We start from the raw sequence: 20074 nt of genomic DNA on the forward strand, positions 1-20074 counted from the left end.
GGTCACCTCCGCCGTGTCAGAATCTGTCAATCCTACGCCCGTCGGAGGCCCGGTCAGGCCGCCGTCACGGCCTTCTCGCGCGCCGCCAGCACGCGCTCGTCACGTGCCTTGATCTCGGGCTCGTTCTCCCGCAGCAGCGAGAAGAGCGGCGCGGCGACGAACAGCGTGGAGTACGCGGCGACGATCGTTCCCACGAAGATCGACAGCGAGATGTCGGTCAGCGTCTGGGCTCCGAGCCACAGGGCGCCGATGAACAGGATCGCGCCGGTGGGCAGGGCCGCGACGACAGTCGTGTTGATCGATCGGATGAGCGTCTGGTTCACCGCGAGGTTCACCGACTCGCCGAAGGTGCGGCCGGACTTCTCGCCGTCTTCGTGGGTGTTCTCCCGGATCTTGTCGAAGACGACCGTGGTGTCGTACAGCGAGTACGACAGGATCGTCAGGAAGCCGATGACGGCGGCGGGAGAGATCTCGAACCCGAACACCGCGTAGACGCCCACGGTGATGACGAGCACGTCGACGAGGCCGATGATCGCGGCGACGGACATCTTCCAGGTGCGGAAGTAGATCGCGAGGATCAGGAAGGTCAGCGCGAGGAAGATCGCGAGACCCCACAGCGACTGGCGCGTCACGTCCTGGCCCCAGCTCGGGCCGATGAACGACGAGCTGACGCTGTCCTCGGCGACGTCGTAGATCTCGGCCAGCGCGGTGGTGACCGCACGGGTCTCGGGGTCGGTCATCTGGTCGGTCTGGACGCGCACGGCATCGTCGCCGATGGTGGTGACCTTGGTGGTCGCTCCGGGAACGACCGACTGCACCGCCTCGGTGGCGAGCGTCTGATCGGGGGCGGACACCCCGTTCACGGTGAACTGCGATCCTCCGGTGAACTCGATGGAGAACTGCACCGGGCGGAACACGGGCACGAGGGCCGCGCCGATCACCAGCACCGCGGCGATGATGAACCACAGGCGGCGACGGCCGACGAACGGGAAGGAGACCTTCCCGGTGTAGAGGTCGTTGCCGAGCTGACTCATGGAGCGCATCAGTCGTCTCCCTCCGTCGTCGAGCGCGTATCGGCGCCCTGGGCGAGCTTGCGCTCCGCGATGGTCTGACGGCGCTCCGCCTCGCCGCGCGACTTCGCTGCGCGGCGCTGCGCGGCACTGCGGCCGCCCGTCTCGACGGGGGCGCGGAACTGCGCGCGACCGCGGTAGACGGCACCGAGCGCCTCGGGGTCCAGGCCCGACAGCGGGTGGCCCCCGCCGAAGAACCGCGTGCGCGCCAGGAGCTGGAGCACCGGGTGGGTGAAGAGGATGAAGATGCCGATGTCGATCAGGGTGGTGAGGCCCAGGGTGAACGCGAAGCCCTTCACGGTCGCGTCGGCCAGGATGTAGAGGACCACGGCGGCCAGGATGTTGATCGACTTCGAGATGTAGATCGTGCGCTTGGCGCGGCCCCAGCCGTCTTCGACGGCGCTCGTGATCGACTTGCCGTCGCGCAGCTCGTCTCGGATGCGCTCGAAGTAGACGATGAACGAGTCGGCGGTGAAGCCGATCGTCACGATCAGGCCGGCCACACCGGCCAGCGACAGGCGGAAGCCCATGCGCCAGGCGAGGATGCAGAGCGTGATGTAGGTCAGCACGCCCATCACGACGAGCGACGCGATGATGACGAAGCCGAGCGCGCGGTAGACCACGAGCGAGTAGATCGCGACGAGGATCAGGCCGATGAGGCCCGCGATGAGGCCGATCTGCAGCTGCTGCGAGCCGAGCGTCGCCGAGATGGAGTTGGAGCTCTGCACCTCGAAGCTCAGCGGCAGGGCGCCGTACTTGAGCTGGTCGGCGAGGACCTTCGAGGTCTCCTGCGTGAAGTTGCCCGTGATCTGCGGCTTGCCGTCGAGGATCACCGCGTTCATAGAGGGCGCCGAGAGCACGGAGCCGTCGAGGACGAACGCGAACTGGTTCAGCGGGGCCGTCGCACCGTAGAGGCGCTGGCTGATCTTGCCGAAGGTCTCGGTGCCCTCGCCGTCGAAGACGATGTTCACCGCCCACTGGTTGTTCTGGGTGTTCAGTCCGTTCGAGGCGTCGGAGATCGACGAGCCGTCGAGCTCGACCGGGCCGAGGATGTACTTCGCCGACCCGTCTGCTTCACAGGTGATGAGCGGCTGGTCGGCCGGCTCCGTCGCGGGGGTGTTCGCCGGGTCGGAGCAGTCGTAGGCGAGGAACTTCGCGTAGAGCGCGTCGGTGACCCAGTTCGGGTCGCTGCCGTTGGTCGGAGCGGCGGTGGGCGTGGCGTTGAGCGTCGGGTCCGGCGACGGGTACGGCGTCTCATTGCCGTCCTCACCCACGAAGGAGGTCGCCGGAGATCCCGTGTAGAGGACCGCGCGCAGCTGCAGCTGGGCGGATGCCTCGATGCGGTTGCGGGTCTCCTCGTCGGCCTGACCGGGCACCTGGACGACGATCTGGTTGCCGGCCTGCGTGGTGATGTCCGCCTCGCCGACGCCGGAGGCGTCGACGCGCTGACGGATGATCGAGGCGGCCTGGTCCATCTGCTCGGACGTCGGCTGGCTGCCGTCGGGGGTGTTGGCCTCGAGGATGATCTGCGTACCGCCCTGCAGGTCGAGGGCGAGCTCGGGAGCCCACGAGCTCGCAGGATTGCCTTCGGCGTCGGTGAAGACGAAGACGCCGAGGGCGTTGATGCCGAAGAGGAGCGCCGTGAGGGTCAGCAGCCCGATGAGGGCGCGCCAGGCATGGCGAACGGGAGTGGGAGCGGCCACAGAGGAGTCCTTCTCGTGAACGACGCGGGCGGGTCAGGCTCGGGGCTTGTCGTCCGCGTCGGGGGCGGTGTCGGCCTCGGCGGGGCTGACGGCGCTCTGGCCGGCGTCGGCGGAGTACGCGGCGTCCGCCTCGGTCTCGGCGACGTCGTCCTCGGCCGGCTCCTCGGGGTCCACCGTGCGGATGATCGCCTGGCTGTGCACCTCGATCTCCACGCCGGGGGCGAGCGCGATGATCGCCGGGCGCGACAGGTCCTCGGCGTCGAACTCGACGAGCGTGCCGTAGAGGCCGCCCTGCAGGAGCACCTTGACGCCGGGCACCATGGCCCGCTGCTTGTTCTCCTGCTCGGCCTTCATGCGCGCGGCGCGGCGACGCGAGCTCCAGAACATGAACACGATGAGCGCCAGCAGGAGCAGCAGCATCCCGTACTGGGCGAAGAACGAGCTGACCGGGTCGAGCTGCGGGGCGTCCTGCGACGTTGCGAAGATCATGGAGAGAGGGCGCCTTTCACGACGGGCAAGCCGCGACGTGCGGCCGATAAGGGATCTGGCGAGAGCCTTCAGTGATTATAGGTCATCGAATCTCAGCGCCTCGTCGCTGCGCGGCACCCGCAGATGGGCGTACGCCTCGGGCGTCGCGACCCTCCCCCGCGGCGTCCGTCCGAGGAAGCCGATGCGCACGAGATAGGGCTCGACGACCGACTCGATCGTCTCCGCCTCCTCGCCGACGGTCACCGCGAGGGTGTTGAGGCCCACCGGGCCGCCCCGGAATCGGCGGATGACCGCGTCGAGCACTGCCCGGTCCAGGCGGTCCAGCCCGATCGCGTCGACGTCGTAGAGCTCCAGTGCGGCGGCGACGTCACGCTCCGAGGCGGCTCCCCCGCCGTGCTCGCCGCGCTCGTCGCCGCCGTGGACGATGACGTAGTCGCGCACCCGGCGCAGCAGGCGGTTGGCGATGCGGGGTGTCCCCCGTGAGCGGCGGGCGATCTCGGCGCGCGCCACCGGCGGCACCTCGACGGTGAGCATGCGCGCCGAGCGGGCGATCACCTGCTCGAGCTCCTCGGCCTCGTAGTACTCGAGGTGGGCGGTGAACCCGAACCGGTCGCGCAGCGGATTGGGCAGCAGGCCCGAGCGCGTCGTCGCGCCGACGAGCGTGAACGGCGCGAGATCGAGCGGGATGCTGGTGGCGCCGGCGCCCTTGCCGACCATGATGTCGATGCGGAAGTCCTCCATCGCCAGGTACAGCATCTCCTCGGCGGAGCGCGCCATGCGATGGATCTCGTCGATGAACAGCACCTCGCCGGGGACGAGACTCGACAGCAGTGCCGCCAGGTCGCCCGCGTGCTGGATCGCCGGACCGCTGGACATGCGCAGCGGCCGCTCGCTCTCGTGAGCGACGATCATCGCGAGCGTCGTCTTGCCGAGCCCGGGCGGCCCGGAGAGCAGGATGTGGTCGGGCGGACGCTGCTGGATGCGCGCGGCGTCGAGCAGCAGCTGGAGCTGACCGCGCACCTTCTGCTGCCCGACGAACTCGGACAGCGAGGTGGGGCGCAGCGCGCCTTCGACGGCGAGCTCGGATTCGTCCTCGGCGACTCCTGGATCGCGAGCGTCAGCCACGTGTCTGCTCCGCCCGTGCCGGGCCGAGGTGCGCGAGTGCGAGCTTCAGCAGCGCCGGGACCGAGGCGGCGTCCTGGGCGGAGGCGTCGGCGGCGACGGCGGACACCGCCTCGGTCGACACCCGCTCGTTCCAGCCCAGGGCGATGAGCGCCGCGACCACCTGGCCGCCGACCGCCGGCACGGCGGCCGGAGCGGAGCCGGTGGCCGGGACGTGGGCGAGCTTGCCCGCGAGCTGGACGACGATGAGCTTGGCGGTCTTGGGGCCGATGCCGGAGACGCGGCGGAACGGCGCGTCGTCCTCCTCCGCGACCGCGGTGGCGATCTGGCCGACGGTGAGCGACGCCAGCACCCCGAGCGCGGACTTCGGGCCGACGCCGGACACGCCCAGGAGCTGTCCGAAGACCACGAGCTCCTCGCGCTCCCGGAAGCCGTAGAGCGACAGGGCGTCCTCGCGCACGATCAGCGTCGTGTGCAGGACGATCTCGTCGCCGACGTGGAAGTCCCGCGCGAGCTGGGGCGTCACGGCCACCGAGAACCCCACACCCCCGACGTCGATCACGACGCTCTCGGCATCAAGGTGCAGCACACGGCCGCGCAGCGAGGAGATCATGCCACGAGCCTACGCCCGCGTTCGTACATGTGTTCGAGCGACACGCTGTCAGCGGCGCGCGAGCCGCTCCGCGTCGGCCCAGGCGCGCTGCGCGGGGGTGAGCGCTCCGGATGCCGCGGTCTGCGGGCCTCGTCGCCACGCATGGCAGAGGGCGATGGCGAGGGCGTCGGCGGCGTCGGCGGGCTGCGGCAGGGCGTCGAGGCGCAGGACGCGCGCGACCATCGTCTGCACCTGCCGCTTGTCGGCGGAGCCGTAGCCGGTGATGGCGGCCTTGACCTCGGACGGCGTGTGGGTCGCCGCGGGAAGGCCGCGCTCCCCGGCGATGAGGAGGGCGATGCCGCTGGCCTGGGCGGTGCCCATCACGGTCTGCCGGTTCTGCTGGGCGAACACCCGCTCCACCGCGACGACGTGCGGGTCGTGCGCGTCGACGACGCCGCGGAGGCCGGCCGCGATGACCGCGAGGCGCTCGTGTATCGGCGCGTCCGGCTCGCTGCGCACCACGCCGACGTGCACGAGCGTGGCGGAGCGGTCGGGGCGCACGTCGACGATGCCCACGCCGCAGCGGGTGAGCCCGGGGTCGATGCCGAGGACGCGGAGGACGGATGCCACGGGGTCACGCTACGCGGGCGACGGGCCCGGCGCCGGCAGGCGCGCGGTGCCGACCGCGCGCCCGCGCGTCAGTCGTCGCTCTCGAGCTCGGCCTGGACCTCGGCGGGGAGGTCGAAGTTGCTGAAGACGTTCTGGACGTCGTCGCTGTCCTCGAGCGCGTCGATGAGGCGGAAGATCTTGCGCGCGGTGTCGGCGTCGATCTCGACCTTGAGCGAGGGCACGAACTCCACGTCGGCGGACTCGTAGTCCAGTCCCGCCTCCTGGATCGCCGTGCGCACGCTGACCAGGTCGGACGGGTCGGTGATGACCTCGAAGCCCTGGGCGTGCGGCTCGATCTCCTCGGCGCCGGCCTCCAGTGCCGCCAGCATGACGTCGTCCTCGGAGACGCCCTCCCCCGAGACGACCAGCACGCCCTTGCGGTGGAAGTTGTAGGCGACCGATCCGGGGTCGGCGAGGGTCCCGCCGTTGCGCGAGAGCGCGGTGCGCACCTCGGCGGCGGCGCGGTTCTTGTTGTCGGTGAGGCACTCCACCATGAGCGCGACCCCGTTCGGACCGTACGCCTCGTAGATGATCGTCGTGTACTCGACCGACTCGCCGCCGATGCCGGCGCCGCGCTTGATGGCGCGGTCGATGTTGTCGTTGGGCACCGAGGTCTTCTTGGCCTTCTGGACGGCGTCGTAGAGCGTCGGGTTGCCCGCGAGGTCGGCGCCGCCGAGCTTGGCGGCGACTTCGATGTTCTTGATGAGCTTGGCGAACGACTTGGCACGTCGGGCGTCGATGACCGCCTTCTTGTGCTTGGTCGTCGCCCACTTGGAGTGGCCGGACATGCCCACAAGTCTACGGGGACGCCGCGACGCCCCGTGCGGTCCGCGGCCGGCCGGCCGCTCCCGTTGTATCAGCGAGCCGCGGCGAGGACACTTCCAGGCATGGACGAACGAGAACGCGCACTGCGCACCGCCCATCGGGCGGCGTCGAGGTTCCTGGCGACGCTGGACGATCGTCCGGTGTGGCCGCGGGCGACGCTCGAGCAGATGGAGGAGGTGTTCGGCGGTCCGCTGCAGCCGGACGGCATCGACGCCGATCAGGTGGTCGCGGAGTTGGCGGAGCGGGCGGATCCGGGTCTCGTCGCGATCCCGGGCGGCAGGTTCTTCGGCTTCGTCATCGGCGGGACGCTGCCGGCGGCCCTCGCTGCCGACTGGCTGGTGTCGACCTGGGACCAGAACTCCGGATCGAGCACCATGACCACGGCCACGGTGGCGCTCGAGCGCGTCGCGGGCGGGTGGATCTGCGATCTGCTCGGCCTTCCCCCGGAGTCCGCCGTCGGATTCGTGACCGGCGCCCAGGTGTCGAACGTCGTCTGTCTCGCCACCGCGCAGCACGCCGTCCTCCGGCGGGTCGGCTGGGACGCGACGGTGCGGGGGCTGCGCGGCGCGCCCGAGATCCGGCTCATCGTCGGCGCCGACCGCCACGGCTCGATCGACCGAGCGGCGCGGATGTGCGGGATCGGGTCCGAGGAGCTCGTGGTCGTGCCCGCCGACGAACAGGGACGGATGCGGCCGGACGGTCTCGCGGCTGCTCTCGCGGAAGGGGACGGGGCGCCGACCGTCGTGTGCCTGCAGGCGGGAGAGGTCCACACCGGGGCGTTCGATCCGTTCGCCGAGCTGATCCCCGCCGCCCGGCGCGCCGGGGCGTGGGTCCACGTCGACGGCGCGTTCGGGCTGTGGGCGGCCGCCTCGCCGCGACTGGAGCATCTGACGGCGGGCGTGGGCGCGGCGGATTCGTGGACGACCGACGCGCACAAGACGCTCAACGTGCCCTACGACTGCGGCATGGCCATCGTGCGCGACCCGGCGGATGCGATCGCGATGTTCCGCACCGGCGGCGACTATCTGATGTACGCCAGCCTGGACCCGTGGGACGTCGGTCCGGAGCTGTCGCGGCGCGGGCGCGGGGTCCCGGCGTGGGCGGCGCTGCGCAGCCTCGGACGGCGCGGGGTGGCCGGTCTCGTCGAGCGGCTGCACGACAACGCCCGGCGGTTCGCCGCCGCGCTCCGGGAGATCCCGGGTGTGGAGGTGATCGGCGACGTCGACTACACGCAGGTGATGTTCCGCCTGGCCGACGACGAGGCCACCCGCCGGCTCGGCGCGGCGATCCTCGCCGACGGCACGGCCGCGCTCACCGGTGCGCAGTGGCGCGGGCGCGCGGTGATCCGCTGCTCCATGTCGTCCTGGGCGACGACGGAGGCCGACATCGACCTCACCGTCGCGGCGATCGAGCGGCTGGCAGCCGCCGTCTCCGGCTGACCGGCGTGCCGGCCGGTCAGGCCGCGGCGCGCACCGTGTCGAGGAAGAGCGCGTGGAAGCGCGTCTCCCCGGTGACCTCGGGATGGAAGGACGTCCCGAGGAGCGGTCCCTGACGCACCGCCACGATCCGTCCGTCGGCCAGCGTGGCGAGCCGTTCGACGGCGGGTCCCGCGTCGAGCACGAGGGGTGCGCGGATGAACACCGCGTGCACCTCGGTGCCCTCGCCGCCCTCGCCACCCGAGGCGTCGTCCCCCGCCGAGCGCAGGGCCGGCACCGCCAGATCGACCTCGAAGGAGTCGACCTGGCTGCCGAAGGCGTTGCGCTGCACCGTGACGTCGAGCCCGCCGAACGTCTCCTGCCCGACGATGCCGTCGGTGATGCGGTCGGCGAGCAGGATGAGTCCCGCACAGGTGCCGTACACCGGCATCCCGCCGGCGATCGCCTCGCGGATGGGCGCCTGCATGCCGAAGGCGCGGGACAGCTTGTCGATGACGCTGGACTCGCCACCGGGCAGCACGAGGCCGTCGACCGAAGCCAGTTCTTCGGGGCGCCGCACGGGCACCGTCTGCGCCCCCAGCGCCGTGAGGACCCTCACGTGCTCGCGGACATCGCCCTGGAGGGCGAGGACCCCGACGCGCGGGCTACCAGCCACGCTCGGCGAGCCGGTGCGGAGCGGGAAGATCGGCGACGTTGATGCCGACCATCGCCTCCCCCAGACCCCGCGAGACCTCGGCGATGACCTTGGGGTCGTCGAAGAAGGTGGTCGCCTTGACGATCGCGGCGGCGCGCTGGGCGGGGTTGCCGCTCTTGAAGATGCCCGACCCGACGAAGACGCCGTCCGCGCCCATCTGCATCATCATGGCGGCATCGGCCGGCGTGGCGACCCCTCCGGCGACGAACAGCACCACCGGCAGCGCGCCCGTCTCGGCGACCTCGGCCACCAGCTCGTAGGGCGCCTGCAGCTCCTTCGCGGCCACGAACAGCTCGTCCTTGGTCATCGAGCGCAGGACGTTGATCTCGCTGCGGATCTTGCGGATGTGCTTGGTCGCCTCCGACACGTCGCCGGTGCCCGCCTCGCCCTTGGAGCGGATCATCGCCGCACCCTCGTTGATGCGGCGCAGGGCCTCGCCGAGGTTCGTCGCTCCGCAGACGAACGGAACGGTGAAGCCCCACTTGTCGATGTGGTTCACGTAGTCGGCGGGCGACAGCACCTCGGACTCGTCGATGTAGTCGACGCCGAGCTCCTGCAGCACCTGCGCCTCGACGAAGTGGCCGATGCGGGCCTTGGCCATCACCGGGATCGAGACGGCCTCGATGATGCCGTCGATCATGTCGGGGTCGCTCATGCGCGACACGCCGCCCTGGGCGCGGATGTCCGCGGGCACGCGCTCGAGGGCCATCACGGCCACGGCTCCGGCGTCCTCGGCGATCTTCGCCTGGTCGGGTGTGACGACGTCCATGATGACGCCGCCCTTGAGCATCTCGGCGAGTCCGCGCTTGACGCGGGAGGATCCGGTGGTCGACACGATGGTGTCCTTTCGAGCTTCGCTGTTTGGCCTAGGCCAAAAGGTAGCATGACTGGGCACATAGACTTCGAGGATGACGATGACGGAGCAGATCACGGGCGGCTCGGCGGCCGACATCGCCGACAGCGTCCGCGCGCTCCAGGAGCGAGGGGTGCTCCGTCCCGGCGACGCGCTGCCGCCCGTCCGGGCTCTCGCCGACCAGCTCGGAGTGAACCGGAACACCGTCGTGGCCGCGTATCGTCACCTGACGCAGGCCGGCATCGTCGTCACGCGCGGGCGCGGCGGGACGATCGTGGCGGGCCGGTCCCCCGTGGCCCAGGAGGGCTTCGCGGCCGACTCCGTGCTCCGCGACGTGGGTACGGGCAATCCCGACCCCGATCTCATCCCCGATCTCTCGCGGGCGCTCGCCCATGTCGCCGGGCGCCCCGTCCTGTACGGCGAGCCGGTCATCGACCGGGATCTCGACGCCTGGGCGACCGCGTGGATGCGCGACGCCGTCGACCCTCGGCTGCCCATGGAGCTGACGATCACCAGCGGGGCCTCCGATGCGATCGAGCGACTGCTCGCGCAGGCGCTCACGCGCGACGATGCGGTGGCCCTCGAGGACCCCTGCTTCCTCTCGAGCCTCAACACCGTGCGGCTCGGCGGCTACCGACCGGTGCCGGTGCCGGTGGACGCCGAGGGCATGACCGTCGACGGGCTCCGCGCCGCCCTCGATGCCGGTGCGCGTGCGGTCGTCTGCACGCCCCGCGCCCAGAATCCCACCGGGGCGAGCCTCAGCGCCGCCCGCGCGGGGCAGCTCCGGGAGGTGCTCGCGGATCACCCCTACGTCCTGGTCATCGAGGACGACCACTTCTCGCTCCTGTCCACGGCCCCCCACCATTCGCTGATCGGACCTCAGCACCGCCGGTGGGCACTCATCAGATCGGTCTCCAAGTTCCTCGGCCCCGACATGTGCCTGGCCGTCACGGCGTCCGATCCCGACACGGCCGAGCGGCTCGCGATGCGGCTGAGCCCGGGAACGACGTGGGTCAGCCACCTGCTCCAGCGGCTCGTGCTGGCCCTGCTCACCGACGACGAGGTGCGCGACGGCATCCGCGCCGCGGCCGCGCACTACGCCGCTCGCAACGCGGCGTTCGCCGAGAAGCTGACCTCGCGCGGCCTTCCCGTCGCCGTCGGCGACGGCCTCAACCTCTGGGTCGAGCTGCCGGTGCCGGCGCGCGCAGCGGGCGAGCAGCTCATGCGCCGCGGCTGGCTCGCGCGCACCGGCGACGAGTTCGTCCTCGCCGACGACGCCGCCTCGCGCCGGATGCGGCTCACCGTGCACGACCTCGCCGACGCCGATGCCGAGCGCCTGGCGAACGATCTCGCCGCCGCGGTCGCGGCGGTGTCCGAATCCCGAAGGGTGGGGTGATCTCCCGTGAAGATCCTGTCGATCCAGTCCGCCGTCGCCTACGGTCACGTGGGCAACTCGGCGGCGGTGTTCCCGCTGCAGCGCATCGGCGTCGAGGTGCTCCCGGTCTATACGGTGAACTTCTCCAACCACACCGGCTACGGCTCCTGGCGCGGGCCGATGATCAGCCCCGACGACGTGCGCGATGTGATCACCGGCATCGAGGAGCGCGGTGTGCTCCCCGAGATCGACGTCGTCCTGTCGGGGTACCAGGGCGGTGAAGGCATCGCCGACGTCATCCTCGATGCCGTCGCGCGCGTGAAGGCCGCCAACCCCGCCGCGGTCTACGCCTGCGACCCCGTCATGGGCAACGCCAAGAGCGGCTGCTTCGTCGCGCCGGCCATCCCGGTGCTCCTGCGCGAGCGCGTGGTGCCCGCCGCCGACATCATCACCCCGAACCAGTTCGAGCTGGGCTTCCTGACCGGCACCGAGCCGAGCGACCTCGCCTCCACGCTCGCGTCGGTGGACGCCGCACGAGCCATGGGACCTTCGACAGTGCTGGTGACGAGCGTCGAGCGCCCCGACCGCCCGGTGCTCGACGGCGGCGAGGAGACCATCGAGATGCTCGCGGTCACCGACGAGGGCGCCTGGATCGTGCAGACGCCGCGCATCCCCATGAAGGCCAACGGCTCGGGGGATGTGACCGCGGCGCTGTTCACCGCGCACTACCGCGAGACCGGCGACGCGGCGACCGCGCTGGCGCGGACGACCTCCAGCGTGTGGGATCTGCTGCGCACGACCTTCGACGCGGGTCAGCGCGAGCTGCAGCTTGTCGAGGCGCAGGAGTTCTACGCCCAGCCGCGCCTGCAGTTCGAGGTCACGCAGGTCCGCTGAGGTCCGCTGAGCACGGCCCTGGTGGCCCCGGTCGCGCGGATCAGCCGGTCGGCCACGCCGAGGCCACGGACTCCCGCACCTCGCCGAGCAGCTGCGGGAGCGCCTTGGTCTTCGCGATGATCGGGAAGAAGTTGGCGTCGGTCGCCCACCGCGGCACGACGTGCTGGTGCAGATGTCCGTCGACCCCCGCGCCGGCGACCCGCCCCTGGTTCATGCCGATGTTGAAGCCGTCGCAGCGGGCGACCTGGCGCAGCACGCGCATGGCCGTCTGCGTGAGCGCTCCGATCTCGGCGACCTCCTCGGCCGTCGCCTCGTCGTAGGTCGCGATGTGACGGTACGGGCAGACGAGGAGATGTCCGGAGTTGTACGGGAACAGGTTCAGCAGCACGTACGCGGCCGTGCCGCGGGCGACGATGAGACCGTCCGCGTCGGACTTGGCGGGCGCCGCGCAGAACGGGCACTCCTCGCGGAGGGGCTCCGGGCCGGCCTGGATGTACGCCATGCGGTGCGGCGTCCACAGCCGCTGGAACTCGTCCGGGACCCCGGCGAGGTGCGCGGCGTCCTCCAGGCCGTCCGTCATGCGAGGTCGCCCGCCGTGTTGACGAGCGTGTGATCGGCGATCGCGCGCACGATGCGGTCGACGGCCTCGTCGACGGGGATGCCGTTGGTCTGCGAGCCGTCGCGGAAGCGGAACGAGACGGTTCCGCCCGAGCGGTCCTGCTCCCCCGCGATCAGCTGCACCGGCACCTTCTGCGTCGTGTGGGTGCGGATCTTCTTCTGCATCCGGTCGTCGGAGTGATCGACCTCCGCGCGCACACCCGCCGCGCGCAGGCGCCCGATGATGTCGTCGAGATAGGGGGCGAAGTCCTCCGCCACCGGGATGCCGACCACCTGGACGGGAGCCAGCCACACCGGGAAGGCTCCGGCGTAGTGCTCGAGGAGGATGGCGAAGAAGCGCTCGATCGATCCGAAGAGCGCGCGGTGGATCATGATCGGGCGGTGCTTCTCACCGTCGGGTCCGGTGTACTCCAGCCCGAATCGCTCCGGCAGGTTGGGGTCGACCTGGACGGTGGACAGCTGCCAGGTGCGGCCGATCGCGTCCTTCGTCTTCAGGTCGATCTTCGGGCCGTAGAACGCCGCCTCGCCGGGCACCTCGGTGAGCTTGAGGCCGCTCGCGACGGCGACGTTGCGGAGCGCGTTCGTGGAGTACTCCCAGAACTCGTCGCTGCCGATCCACTTCTCCTTCTCGTCGTCTCGCATCGACAGCTCCAGCTCGAAGTCGTCGAGCCCGAAGTCGCGCAGCATCGAGATGACGAATTCGAGCACGCGGGTCGCCTCCGCCTCCAGCTGCTCGGGAGTCACGAAGAGGTGCGAGTCGTCCTGGGTGAAGCCGCGCACGCGGGTGAGTCCGTGCAGGGCCCCGGAGAGCTCGTTGCGGTAGACCGTCCCGTTCTCGGCGAGGCGCAGCGGCAGATCGCGGTAGCTGCGTGCCCGCTCCTTGTAGATCAGGATGTGCATCGGGCAGTTCATCGGCTTCAGGTAGTAGTCCTGGCCATGCTTGGTGACGGTGCCGTCCGCGTCGCGCTCCTCGTCCATCCGGATCGGCGGGAACATGCCGTCCTTATAGGTGACGAGGTGGTTCGACGTGATGAACAGGTCCTCTTTGGAGATGTGCGGAGTGTAGACGTAGGTGTAGCCGCCCTCGATGTGGCGGCGGCGCGCGTGCTGCTCCATCTCGCCGCGGACGATGCCGCCGCGGGGGTGCCACACGCTCAGGCCCGAACCGATCTCGTCCGGGAACGAGAACAGGTCCAGTTCCTTGCCCAGCTTGCGGTGGTCGCGCTTGGCGGCCTCCTCGAGGCGCTGCTGGTAGGCGCGGAGCTCGTCCTTCGTAGGCCAGGCGGTGCCGTAGATGCGCTGGAGCTGCGGATTCTTCTCACTGCCGCGCCAATACGCGCCGGCGATGCGGGTCAGGTCCCAGCCGTTGCCCACGATCCGGGTGGAGGGGACGTGGGGACCGCGGCAGAGGTCCTTCCACGCGGTCTCGCCGTCGCGGGTGACGTTGTCGTAGATCGTCAGCTCGCCGGCGCCGACCTCGACCGACGCGCCTTCGGCGGCCTCCTTGGAGCCCCCCTTCAGGCCGATCAGCTCGAGCTTGAACGGCTCGTCGGCCAGCTCCTCGCGCGCCTCGTCGTCGGTGACCACTCGGCGGACGAAGCGCTGACCCTCGCGGACGATCCGCTCCATCTCCTTCTTGATCGCCTTGAGGTCTTCGGGGGTGAACGGCTCGTCCACGCCGAAGTCGTAGTAGAAGCCGTCGACGATCGGCGGGCCGATGCCGAGGTTCGCCTGCGGGCGCACGCGCTGCACCGCCTGGGCGAGCACGTGGGCGGTGGAGTGGCGCAGGATGGACAGTCCGTCCGCGCTGTCGACGGTGACCGGCTCGACGGCGTCGGATTCCGTCACGACGGTGGCGAGGTCCTTCAGCTCGCCGTTCACGCGCAGCGCGACGACGGAACGATCGGGGAAGAGGGCGAAGCCGTCGGCGGGGTAGGACACGTCCGACGGGGTGGTGGCGTCAGTCAAGGGAACTTCTCCAGAGGTGGCCGCGGTGCGGCTGGATGGAAGGGATGTGCTCAGCTTCGGACGTTCCGCGTCCTGCCCGCTCAGGCGTGAGGCGTTCGCGCACCGGTGCGCGCGACGAGAGTCGTGACGACGGCCCGGCGGTGTTCCATGGGTCGAGTCTATCGCCGCTGCCCGGTGTGGCCGGTGTGCCCGGGTGGGGCCGTGGCGTGCGCGTCGTCGCGTGGTGCGCCCGTCATGATGGATGCCGTGAAGCTCGCCCTGGTCGGAGTCGCGCTGCTCCTGCTGGGGGCGGCGGCCGTCGGCGTGGGCGTCCTCCCCCTGCAGGACGCCGTGGCGATCGGCGAGCGGGTCTGGCCGGTGCTGCTGTTCGTGGTGTCCGTCACGATCGTCGCCGAGCTGGCGGCCGCGGCGGGCGTGTTCGACGTCGTGGCGGCGCGACTGGCACGGCTGGCGCGCGGGCGCACCTGGGCGCTGTGGCTCGCGGTGGTTCTGCTCGCCGTGGTCGCGACCGCCTTCCTGTCCTTGGACACCACGGCCGTCCTCCTCACGCCCGTGGTCATCGCCGTCGCCCGCGCGCACGGGCTGAGCCCGCTGCCGTTCGCCTTCACCACGGTCTGGCTGGCCAACACGGCCTCTCTCGTGCTCCCGGTGTCCAACCTCACCAACCTGCTCGCCCTGCACCGGCTGGAGGGCGCCCACGCCGGGACGTTCCTCGCCCTCCTCGGGCCGTCTGCGGCGGTCGCGATCGGTGTGAGCGTGCTGCTGCTCTTCCTGCTGCACCGGAGCGAGCTGACAGGTCGGTTCGCCGTGTCGGCGCCGCCCGTCGTCGCCGACCGGCTGCAGCTGCGCGTGGCCGCGGTGGTCGTGGTGGTCATGATGCCGCTGCTCGTCAGCGGCCTCGAGCCATGGATCCCGGCCACGGCCGCGGCGATCGTCCTCGGGGTCTTCTTCGCCTGGCGCTCCCCCGACGCCCTCCACCTCTCGCTGGTCCCCTGGCAGCTCGTGGTCTTCGCGGCGGGCCTGTTCCTGGCCGTCGGGGCGCTCGAGGCACTCGGCTCGCGTGCGCTCATCGTCGCGCTGACCGGCGAGGGCGACGGACTGGTCGACCTGTGGCGACTGTCCGGCGTCGGGCTGCTCGCGGCGAACACCGTCAACAACCTGCCCGCCTACCTGGCCCTCGAATCGGCGGCCGCGTCTCCCGAGCGGCTCGCGGCGCTCCTGATCGGTGTCAACGCCGGCCCCCTCATCACCCCGTGGGCATCCCTGGCCACCCTGCTCTGGCATCAGCGACTCCACGCCGTCGGCGTCGAAGTTCCCTGGGGTCGCTACGTCCTCCTGAGCCTGCTGGCGGCGCCGCTCACAGTGCTCGCGGCCGTCGCGCCGCTCGCACTCCGCGGCTGACGGGGCACTCAGCCGAGGTGCTTCAGCGCCTCCCGGCGGCTCAGCGGGCTGAGCTCGTGCGACGCCGCGTAGCGCTCGACCCAGTCCGGCGCGACGCGGGCGTGGTCACGGAGCGCCCAGCCGATCGCCTTGCGCAGGAAGAACTCGCGGCGGGCGAGGCTCGGCTCGATGACGTCGGCCAGCAGCACGGTGTCGAGGCGATCGCGGCGTCCGAGCTGCGAGAGGATCGCGATGCGCCGGATCCAGATGTCGTCGTCGATGCTCCACGCTCGCACGAGCGCCGCCGTCTCGTCCGGGTGTGCGTCGTGGAGGTCGGCCATGCGACCCGACAGCTCGTCGGTGATGTCCCACCACTGGCCGGTGCGCACCATGTGCTCGACGAGCGGGACCACCGCGAGATCCCCGCGCACGGGTCGCAGCGTCAGCAGCGCCTCGGCGGCGTAGCGCTCCTCCCGGTGCGTCGCGTCGTCCCACAGTCTGCGCGCCACCGCCAGGAGCCTCAGCCCGTCGGCTTCGCCGGCCGCTGCCGAGCGCGCGAGACGGCGCACCTCGGGCACCCGCACACCCAGGAACGGCATCGCGGACTTCATGTACGCCTGCTGGCCCGCGGCACGGCCGGGGTCGGCGACCGCGCGCAGGTCGGCGCGGATCCGTGCGGCCAGGTCCACGGCCTCAGCCGAGGCTCAGATCGACCTGGATCTCGTCCGCCAGACGCTCGAGCGCGGTGACGATCGGGGCGGCGTCCTGATCGCCGGGCACCCGCACCGAGACGGTGGCCTCGAACAGGGTGCCGCCGGCCATCGGCGCATCGAGCGTGCGGCTCGTGAAGCCGTCGATGCTCAGGGCGTGCGCACTCACCGCCGAGGTGACGTCGCGCACGATCCCGGGGCGGTCGTTGCCCAGCACGGTGAAGGTGAGCGATCGGCCGGCCGGGCTCGCCGCCGGGGCTCCGGAGTGGGTCGTCACGCGCAGAAGGCCGTCGAGCTCCTGCAGGGCGTCGGTCAGCTCGTCCGCGCGGCCGTCGGGCACGGTCACGAGCACGATCCCCGCGAAGGCGCCGGCGAGCTCCGCCAGTTCGCTGCGCTCCCAGTTGCCGCCGTGGGCGGCGACCGTGTCGGCGAGGGCGCTGACCAGACCGGTGCGGTCGTCACCGACCACAGAGAGCACGAGATGGGCCATGGGCCGAGCCTAGCCGGGTCATCCGCCGGGCGGGAGGCACGGGGCCGGGAACGAAGAAACCCCCGGGATTCCGGGGGTTTCGGTGGTGCGCGATACTGGGATCGAACCAGTGACCTCTTCCGTGTCAGGGAAGCGCGCTACCGCTGCGCCAATCGCGCCTGTGAAGGCTTTTCAGTTGTGAGCGAGGTGGCGACGGGATTCGAACCCGTGTAAACGGCTTTGCAGGCCGGTGCCTAGCCGCTCGGCCACGCCACCGTGTGTGGTTCGACCCACGTGTCGTGACCCCTTCGAAAAGGGGCCCCCGCACTCGAGCGGATGACGAGACTCGAACTCGCGACCCTCACCTTGGCAAGGTGATGCGCTACCAACTGCGCTACATCCGCGTGCTCCCTGGTTTCCCCGGGCGCTTGAACGACTTTAGCCCACGAAATTCGAACTGCAAAACCGAGCGCGCCCCGCGCGTGTCCCGTCCCCCGATTCGGTCTCCGTGCCCGCATCCGGTAGCATCGGTTCTCGGCTCCTCGGAGTCTTGGGCGATTGGCGCAGTTGGTAGCGCGCTTCCTTCACACGGAAGAGGTCATCAGTTCGAGTCTGGTATCGCCCACCGTCAGAACCCCCGCCTCGGCGGGGGTTTTCGCGTTCGGTCGGCGGACCCTCAGCCGTCGAACAGCCAGCCGTGCCGCTGCGCCAGCACGCGGGCCACCCGCGCGAATGCGCGCCGGTCCAGCGGAGCCGCTTCGCGCCGGATGCCGCGGTGATGCACGCTGTAGAGCTGGTCGAGGTCGACCCACGATTCGCGTCCCTGCCGGTCCCAGGGCCCGGTGCCGATGGCGACGTGGTCGTTCCTGCGAGCAGCATTTCCCCCGGGTGCCCTGCTTGTGAGCTTCAGGGCGTAGCAGCGCTGCACGTCGTGGCGGGCGATGACGAGCATCGGACGGTCCTTGCCCTGCGTCGGGTCCTCCTGGAACGGAACCCAGGCCCACACGATCTCGCCCGCATCGGGCACGCCGTCGCGGCGCGGGGCGTACACGATGTGCACCGCGCGCCGACCGGGGTCGGTGACCTCCCACGTCGAGGTCGCATCGAACGAGGCGGCGGGTGCGCCGCTACCGCGGGCGGCCCGCTGCGGCCGGCCGAAGAGCCTCCGCAGCCAGTTCCCGAGCGCCATCAGCCCTCGAACCGCCAGCCGTGCCGCTGCTGGAGGGCGCGGGCCACGAGCGCGAAGCGATCCTGGTCGAGTTCGGCGCCCTCTCGCCGCATGGCCGCGTGCGGCACGCTGTAGAGCCGGTCGACGTCGACCCAGGAGGGACGTCCCGCGGGGTCCCACTCCCCCGGGCCGATCTCGAGGAAGTCGCGCTCGTCCTCGTGCGACCGGCTCGTGAGGCGCACCGCGTACACACGCAGCGGGTCGCGGCGACCGATCACGAGGACGGGGCGGTCCTTGCCGCGCCCGTCGTTCTCGGCGTAGGGCACCCACGTCCAGACGACTTCGCCGGCGTCGGGCTCGCCGTCGGGATCCGGTGCGTAGGAGATCCGCAGCTCCGGCACTCCCGCGGGATCGAGCTCCACGGTGCCGGAGCCCTCCGCCGAGTCCGATCCGCGGGAGCGGTCGGATTCGGCCGCGCGCTGCAGCTGCTCGTCCAGCACGGGCGCACCGCCTCCCAGCACGTTCACGATGCCCTTGATGATTCCGCGGACGAAGCCGTCCTGCCCGGGTGCGGTCATGGCGGCAAGGCTAGCAACGCGAAGGGGCGCCGGGCCGAAGCCCAGCGCCCCTCGGGTGCGATGTGGTGGACGATCAGGCCTTGGTGTCGGCCAGGACGTAGCCCTCCTCGCCGTGCACGACGGTGTCGATGCCGGCGATCTCGTCCTCGTTCTTCACGCGGAAGCCCATCGTCTTCTCGATCGCGAAGCCGATGACGTAGGCGATCACGAAGGAGTAGATGAGGACCGAGAATGCCGCGATCGTCTGAACGAGCAGCTGGCTGGCGTCGCCGCCCATGAACAGGCCCGTGCCGTTGGCGAAGAAGCCGAGGTACAGCGTTCCGATGAGGCCGCCCACGAGGTGGATGCCCACCACGTCGAGCGAGTCGTCGAAGCCCCACTTGAACTTCAGTTCGATCGCGAGGGCGCAGACGGCACCGGCGATGAGGCCGAGCACGATCGCCCAGATCGGGTCGAGCGAACCGCACGCCGGGGTGATGGCGACGAGACCGGCGACGGCGCCCGAGGCGGCACCGACGGACGTGGGCTTGCCGTCCTTGATCTTCTCGACGAGCAGCCAGGCCAGCAGCGCGGCGGCAGGCGCGGCGATCGTGTTGACGAAGGCGAGGGCGGCGACGCCGTCGGCGGCGAGCTCCGAGCCGGCGTTGAAGCCGAACCAGCCGAACCACAGCAGGCCGGCGCCCAGCAGGACGAACGGCGGGTTGTGGGGGACGTGGACGCCCTTCTGGAAGCCGACGCGCTTGCCGAGGACCAGCGCGAGAGCGAGAGCCGCGGCACCCGCGTTGATGTGGACGGCAGTACCACCGGCGAAGTCGATCGCGCCGACGCCGAAGACGTCCTGCAGACCGTGGGTGATCCAGCCGCCGTAGGCGAAGCTGCCGTCGTCGGCCAGGCCGAAGTTGAAGACCCAGCTCGCGACCGGGAAGTAGACGATGGTCGCCCACAGGCCGGCGAAGACCATCCACGCGCCGAACTTGGCGCGGTCGGCGATGGCGCCGGACACCAGTGCGACGGTGATGATCGCGAACGTGGCCTGGAAGGCGACGAAGGCGAGCGGCGGGAAGGCCGCGTCCTCCGGGGTCTCCAGCAGGTTCGCCAGGCCGATGGCCCCGGTGTCGATCGACCACGGGAAGATCGTGCCCTCAGCACCCGGGAACGCGATCGCGTAGCCGTAGATGACCCAGAGGACGCCGATGAGGCCGAGCGCTCCGAAGCTCATCATCATCATGCTGATGACGCTCTTCGCCTTGACGAGGCCGCCGTAGAAGAACGCCAGACCGGGCGTCATCAACAGGACCAGCGCCGCGGCGATGAGGATGAATGCGGTGTTGCCTTGATCCATCTCGAAAGAAACCTCTCTGCAGGGACGCAGGTGTAGCGTCGGGTGCCCCCAGTGTCGCGACGCGGGGTTACCGACGTGGGATACCTCGTGTTTCCGGGCAGTTACACCCGGCGGCCCAA

General features: G+C 70.8%; 20 protein-coding genes and 4 tRNA genes. 5 read left to right on the forward strand and 19 right to left on the reverse strand.

Annotated elements, in window-relative coordinates:
• Positions 1 to 53: 53 nt before the first annotated feature.
• The 7 genes from secF to ACPWUT_RS06695 all read right to left on the reverse strand — a co-directional run bounded on the left by secF (position 54) and on the right by ACPWUT_RS06695 (position 6433).
• A complete protein-coding gene (gene secF, locus ACPWUT_RS06665) occupies positions 54 to 1043 on the reverse strand; it encodes a protein translocase subunit SecF (RefSeq protein WP_284527173.1) in 990 nt (329 codons plus the stop codon).
• Positions 1043 to 2773: a protein translocase subunit SecD gene (gene secD / locus ACPWUT_RS06670; RefSeq protein ID WP_284527174.1), complete on the reverse strand. Its 1731-nt coding sequence runs from the start codon at positions 2771 to 2773 to the stop codon at positions 1043 to 1045. Before secD ends, secF begins: the two co-directional genes overlap by 1 nt.
• Before the next feature lie 33 nt (positions 2774 to 2806).
• Positions 2807 to 3262, reverse strand: a complete 456-nt coding sequence (locus tag ACPWUT_RS06675; protein ID WP_284527175.1) for a preprotein translocase subunit YajC — start codon at positions 3260 to 3262, stop codon at positions 2807 to 2809.
• A gap of 75 nt (positions 3263 to 3337) precedes the next feature.
• Positions 3338 to 4387: a Holliday junction branch migration DNA helicase RuvB gene (ruvB, locus tag ACPWUT_RS06680; RefSeq protein ID WP_284527176.1), complete on the reverse strand. Its 1050-nt coding sequence runs from the start codon at positions 4385 to 4387 to the stop codon at positions 3338 to 3340.
• Positions 4380 to 4997, reverse strand: coding sequence for a Holliday junction branch migration protein RuvA (ruvA, locus tag ACPWUT_RS06685; protein WP_425841883.1), 618 nt, complete (start codon positions 4995 to 4997; stop codon positions 4380 to 4382). The genes ruvB and ruvA overlap by 8 nt, the downstream gene beginning before the upstream one ends.
• 48 nt (positions 4998 to 5045) lie before the next feature.
• Complete coding sequence (gene ruvC, locus ACPWUT_RS06690; protein WP_284527178.1) at positions 5046 to 5606, reverse strand: crossover junction endodeoxyribonuclease RuvC; 561 nt, start codon at positions 5604 to 5606, stop codon at positions 5046 to 5048.
• 68 nt (positions 5607 to 5674) lie between these two features.
• Positions 5675 to 6433, reverse strand: a complete 759-nt coding sequence (locus ACPWUT_RS06695) for a YebC/PmpR family DNA-binding transcriptional regulator (protein ID WP_284527179.1) — start codon at positions 6431 to 6433, stop codon at positions 5675 to 5677.
• Positions 6434 to 6532: 99 nt separating this feature from the next.
• Between ACPWUT_RS06695 and ACPWUT_RS06700 the strand changes: the two genes are divergently transcribed.
• Positions 6533 to 7909: a pyridoxal phosphate-dependent decarboxylase family protein gene (locus tag ACPWUT_RS06700; protein WP_425841887.1), complete on the forward strand. Its 1377-nt coding sequence runs from the start codon at positions 6533 to 6535 to the stop codon at positions 7907 to 7909.
• A gap of 16 nt (positions 7910 to 7925) precedes the next feature.
• On the opposite strand, the gene pdxT is transcribed toward ACPWUT_RS06700, so the two are convergent.
• Positions 7926 to 8561: a pyridoxal 5'-phosphate synthase glutaminase subunit PdxT gene (gene pdxT, locus ACPWUT_RS06705; protein WP_284527181.1), complete on the reverse strand. Its 636-nt coding sequence runs from the start codon at positions 8559 to 8561 to the stop codon at positions 7926 to 7928.
• Positions 8551 to 9435 (reverse strand): pyridoxal 5'-phosphate synthase lyase subunit PdxS, encoded by an 885-nt coding sequence (gene pdxS, locus ACPWUT_RS06710; RefSeq protein WP_284527182.1) that lies wholly within the window; start codon positions 9433 to 9435, stop codon positions 8551 to 8553. Before pdxS ends, pdxT begins: the two co-directional genes overlap by 11 nt.
• Positions 9436 to 9514: 79 nt before the next feature.
• Between pdxS and ACPWUT_RS06715 the strand changes: the two genes are divergently transcribed.
• Positions 9515 to 10849, forward strand: coding sequence for an aminotransferase class I/II-fold pyridoxal phosphate-dependent enzyme (locus ACPWUT_RS06715; protein WP_284527999.1), 1335 nt, complete (start codon positions 9515 to 9517; stop codon positions 10847 to 10849).
• A gap of 6 nt (positions 10850 to 10855) precedes the next feature.
• Positions 10856 to 11722, forward strand: a complete 867-nt coding sequence (gene pdxY / locus ACPWUT_RS06720) for a pyridoxal kinase PdxY (protein ID WP_284527183.1) — start codon at positions 10856 to 10858, stop codon at positions 11720 to 11722.
• 40 nt (positions 11723 to 11762) lie between these two features.
• On the opposite strand, the gene ACPWUT_RS06725 is transcribed toward pdxY, so the two are convergent.
• Together ACPWUT_RS06725 and thrS are read right to left on the reverse strand one after the other, a co-directional pair.
• Positions 11763 to 12302 carry an HIT family protein gene (locus ACPWUT_RS06725; protein ID WP_284527184.1) on the reverse strand — a complete coding sequence of 180 codons (540 nt, stop codon included), beginning with the start codon at positions 12300 to 12302 and terminating at the stop codon, positions 11763 to 11765.
• Positions 12299 to 14308 (reverse strand): threonine--tRNA ligase, encoded by a 2010-nt coding sequence (gene thrS / locus ACPWUT_RS06730; RefSeq protein ID WP_284527185.1) that lies wholly within the window; start codon positions 14306 to 14308, stop codon positions 12299 to 12301. The genes ACPWUT_RS06725 and thrS overlap by 4 nt, the downstream gene beginning before the upstream one ends.
• Before the next feature lie 237 nt (positions 14309 to 14545).
• Between thrS and ACPWUT_RS06735 the strand changes: the two genes are divergently transcribed.
• Positions 14546 to 15709 carry an SLC13 family permease gene (locus tag ACPWUT_RS06735; protein ID WP_425842210.1) on the forward strand — a complete coding sequence of 388 codons (1164 nt, stop codon included), beginning with the start codon at positions 14546 to 14548 and terminating at the stop codon, positions 15707 to 15709.
• Between the two features lie 8 nt (positions 15710 to 15717).
• Here the strand turns inward: ACPWUT_RS06735 and ACPWUT_RS06740 are convergent, their stop codons facing one another.
• The 5 genes from ACPWUT_RS06740 to ACPWUT_RS06760 form a co-directional block, all read right to left on the reverse strand.
• Positions 15718 to 16377, reverse strand: a complete 660-nt coding sequence (locus ACPWUT_RS06740) for a DNA alkylation repair protein (protein ID WP_284527186.1) — start codon at positions 16375 to 16377, stop codon at positions 15718 to 15720.
• A gap of 4 nt (positions 16378 to 16381) precedes the next feature.
• Entirely contained in the window at positions 16382 to 16888 is a 507-nt protein-coding gene (locus tag ACPWUT_RS06745) for a glycine cleavage system protein R (RefSeq protein WP_284527187.1), read from the reverse strand.
• A gap of 83 nt (positions 16889 to 16971) precedes the next feature.
• Positions 16972 to 17046 (reverse strand) — tRNA-Val (locus tag ACPWUT_RS06750).
• A gap of 26 nt (positions 17047 to 17072) precedes the next feature.
• A tRNA-Cys gene (locus ACPWUT_RS06755) sits at positions 17073 to 17143 on the reverse strand.
• Between the two features lie 55 nt (positions 17144 to 17198).
• A tRNA-Gly gene (locus tag ACPWUT_RS06760) sits at positions 17199 to 17271 on the reverse strand.
• A 148-nt stretch (positions 17272 to 17419) separates the two neighbouring features.
• Here ACPWUT_RS06760 and ACPWUT_RS06765 point away from each other — a divergent pair.
• Positions 17420 to 17492, forward strand: a tRNA-Val gene (locus ACPWUT_RS06765).
• A 51-nt stretch (positions 17493 to 17543) separates the two neighbouring features.
• Here ACPWUT_RS06765 and ACPWUT_RS06770 read toward each other — a convergent pair.
• From ACPWUT_RS06770 to ACPWUT_RS06780, 3 genes are all read right to left on the reverse strand, one after another.
• Positions 17544 to 18056: a type II toxin-antitoxin system PemK/MazF family toxin gene (locus ACPWUT_RS06770; protein ID WP_425841894.1), complete on the reverse strand. Its 513-nt coding sequence runs from the start codon at positions 18054 to 18056 to the stop codon at positions 17544 to 17546.
• Positions 18056 to 18613 carry a type II toxin-antitoxin system PemK/MazF family toxin gene (locus ACPWUT_RS06775; RefSeq protein ID WP_284527189.1) on the reverse strand — a complete coding sequence of 186 codons (558 nt, stop codon included), beginning with the start codon at positions 18611 to 18613 and terminating at the stop codon, positions 18056 to 18058. The genes ACPWUT_RS06770 and ACPWUT_RS06775 overlap by 1 nt, the downstream gene beginning before the upstream one ends.
• 73 nt (positions 18614 to 18686) lie before the next feature.
• Entirely contained in the window at positions 18687 to 19955 is a 1269-nt protein-coding gene (locus ACPWUT_RS06780; RefSeq protein WP_284527190.1) for an ammonium transporter, read from the reverse strand.
• Between the last annotated feature and the right edge of the window lie 119 nt (positions 19956 to 20074).

Source organism: Microbacterium sp. PA5 (genome assembly GCF_049860775.1).
Taxonomy (GTDB): domain Bacteria; phylum Actinomycetota; class Actinomycetes; order Actinomycetales; family Microbacteriaceae; genus Microbacterium.

What these genes read in the sequence shown, in the direction of transcription:
- secF (WP_284527173.1), bottom strand. Translation starts at nt 1,043, where the DNA reads ATGCGCTCCATGAGTCAGCTCGGCAACGACCTCTACACCGGGAAGGTC.
- ACPWUT_RS06675 (WP_284527175.1), bottom strand. Translation starts at nt 3,262, where the DNA reads ATGATCTTCGCAACGTCGCAGGACGCCCCGCAGCTCGACCCGGTCAGC.
- ruvA (WP_425841883.1), bottom strand. Translation starts at nt 4,997, where the DNA reads ATGATCTCCTCGCTGCGCGGCCGTGTGCTGCACCTTGATGCCGAGAGC.
- ACPWUT_RS06695 (WP_284527179.1), bottom strand. Translation starts at nt 6,433, where the DNA reads ATGTCCGGCCACTCCAAGTGGGCGACGACCAAGCACAAGAAGGCGGTC.
- ACPWUT_RS06700 (WP_425841887.1), top strand. Translation starts at nt 6,533, where the DNA reads ATGGACGAACGAGAACGCGCACTGCGCACCGCCCATCGGGCGGCGTCG.
- ACPWUT_RS06715 (WP_284527999.1), top strand. Translation starts at nt 9,515, where the DNA reads ATGACGGAGCAGATCACGGGCGGCTCGGCGGCCGACATCGCCGACAGC.
- ACPWUT_RS06725 (WP_284527184.1), bottom strand. Translation starts at nt 12,302, where the DNA reads ATGACGGACGGCCTGGAGGACGCCGCGCACCTCGCCGGGGTCCCGGAC.
- ACPWUT_RS06735 (WP_425842210.1), top strand. Translation starts at nt 14,546, where the DNA reads ATGGATGCCGTGAAGCTCGCCCTGGTCGGAGTCGCGCTGCTCCTGCTG.
- ACPWUT_RS06745 (WP_284527187.1), bottom strand. Translation starts at nt 16,888, where the DNA reads ATGGCCCATCTCGTGCTCTCTGTGGTCGGTGACGACCGCACCGGTCTG.
- ACPWUT_RS06770 (WP_425841894.1), bottom strand. Translation starts at nt 18,056, where the DNA reads ATGGCGCTCGGGAACTGGCTGCGGAGGCTCTTCGGCCGGCCGCAGCGG.
- ACPWUT_RS06775 (WP_284527189.1), bottom strand. Translation starts at nt 18,613, where the DNA reads ATGACCGCACCCGGGCAGGACGGCTTCGTCCGCGGAATCATCAAGGGC.
- ACPWUT_RS06780 (WP_284527190.1), bottom strand. Translation starts at nt 19,955, where the DNA reads ATGGATCAAGGCAACACCGCATTCATCCTCATCGCCGCGGCGCTGGTC.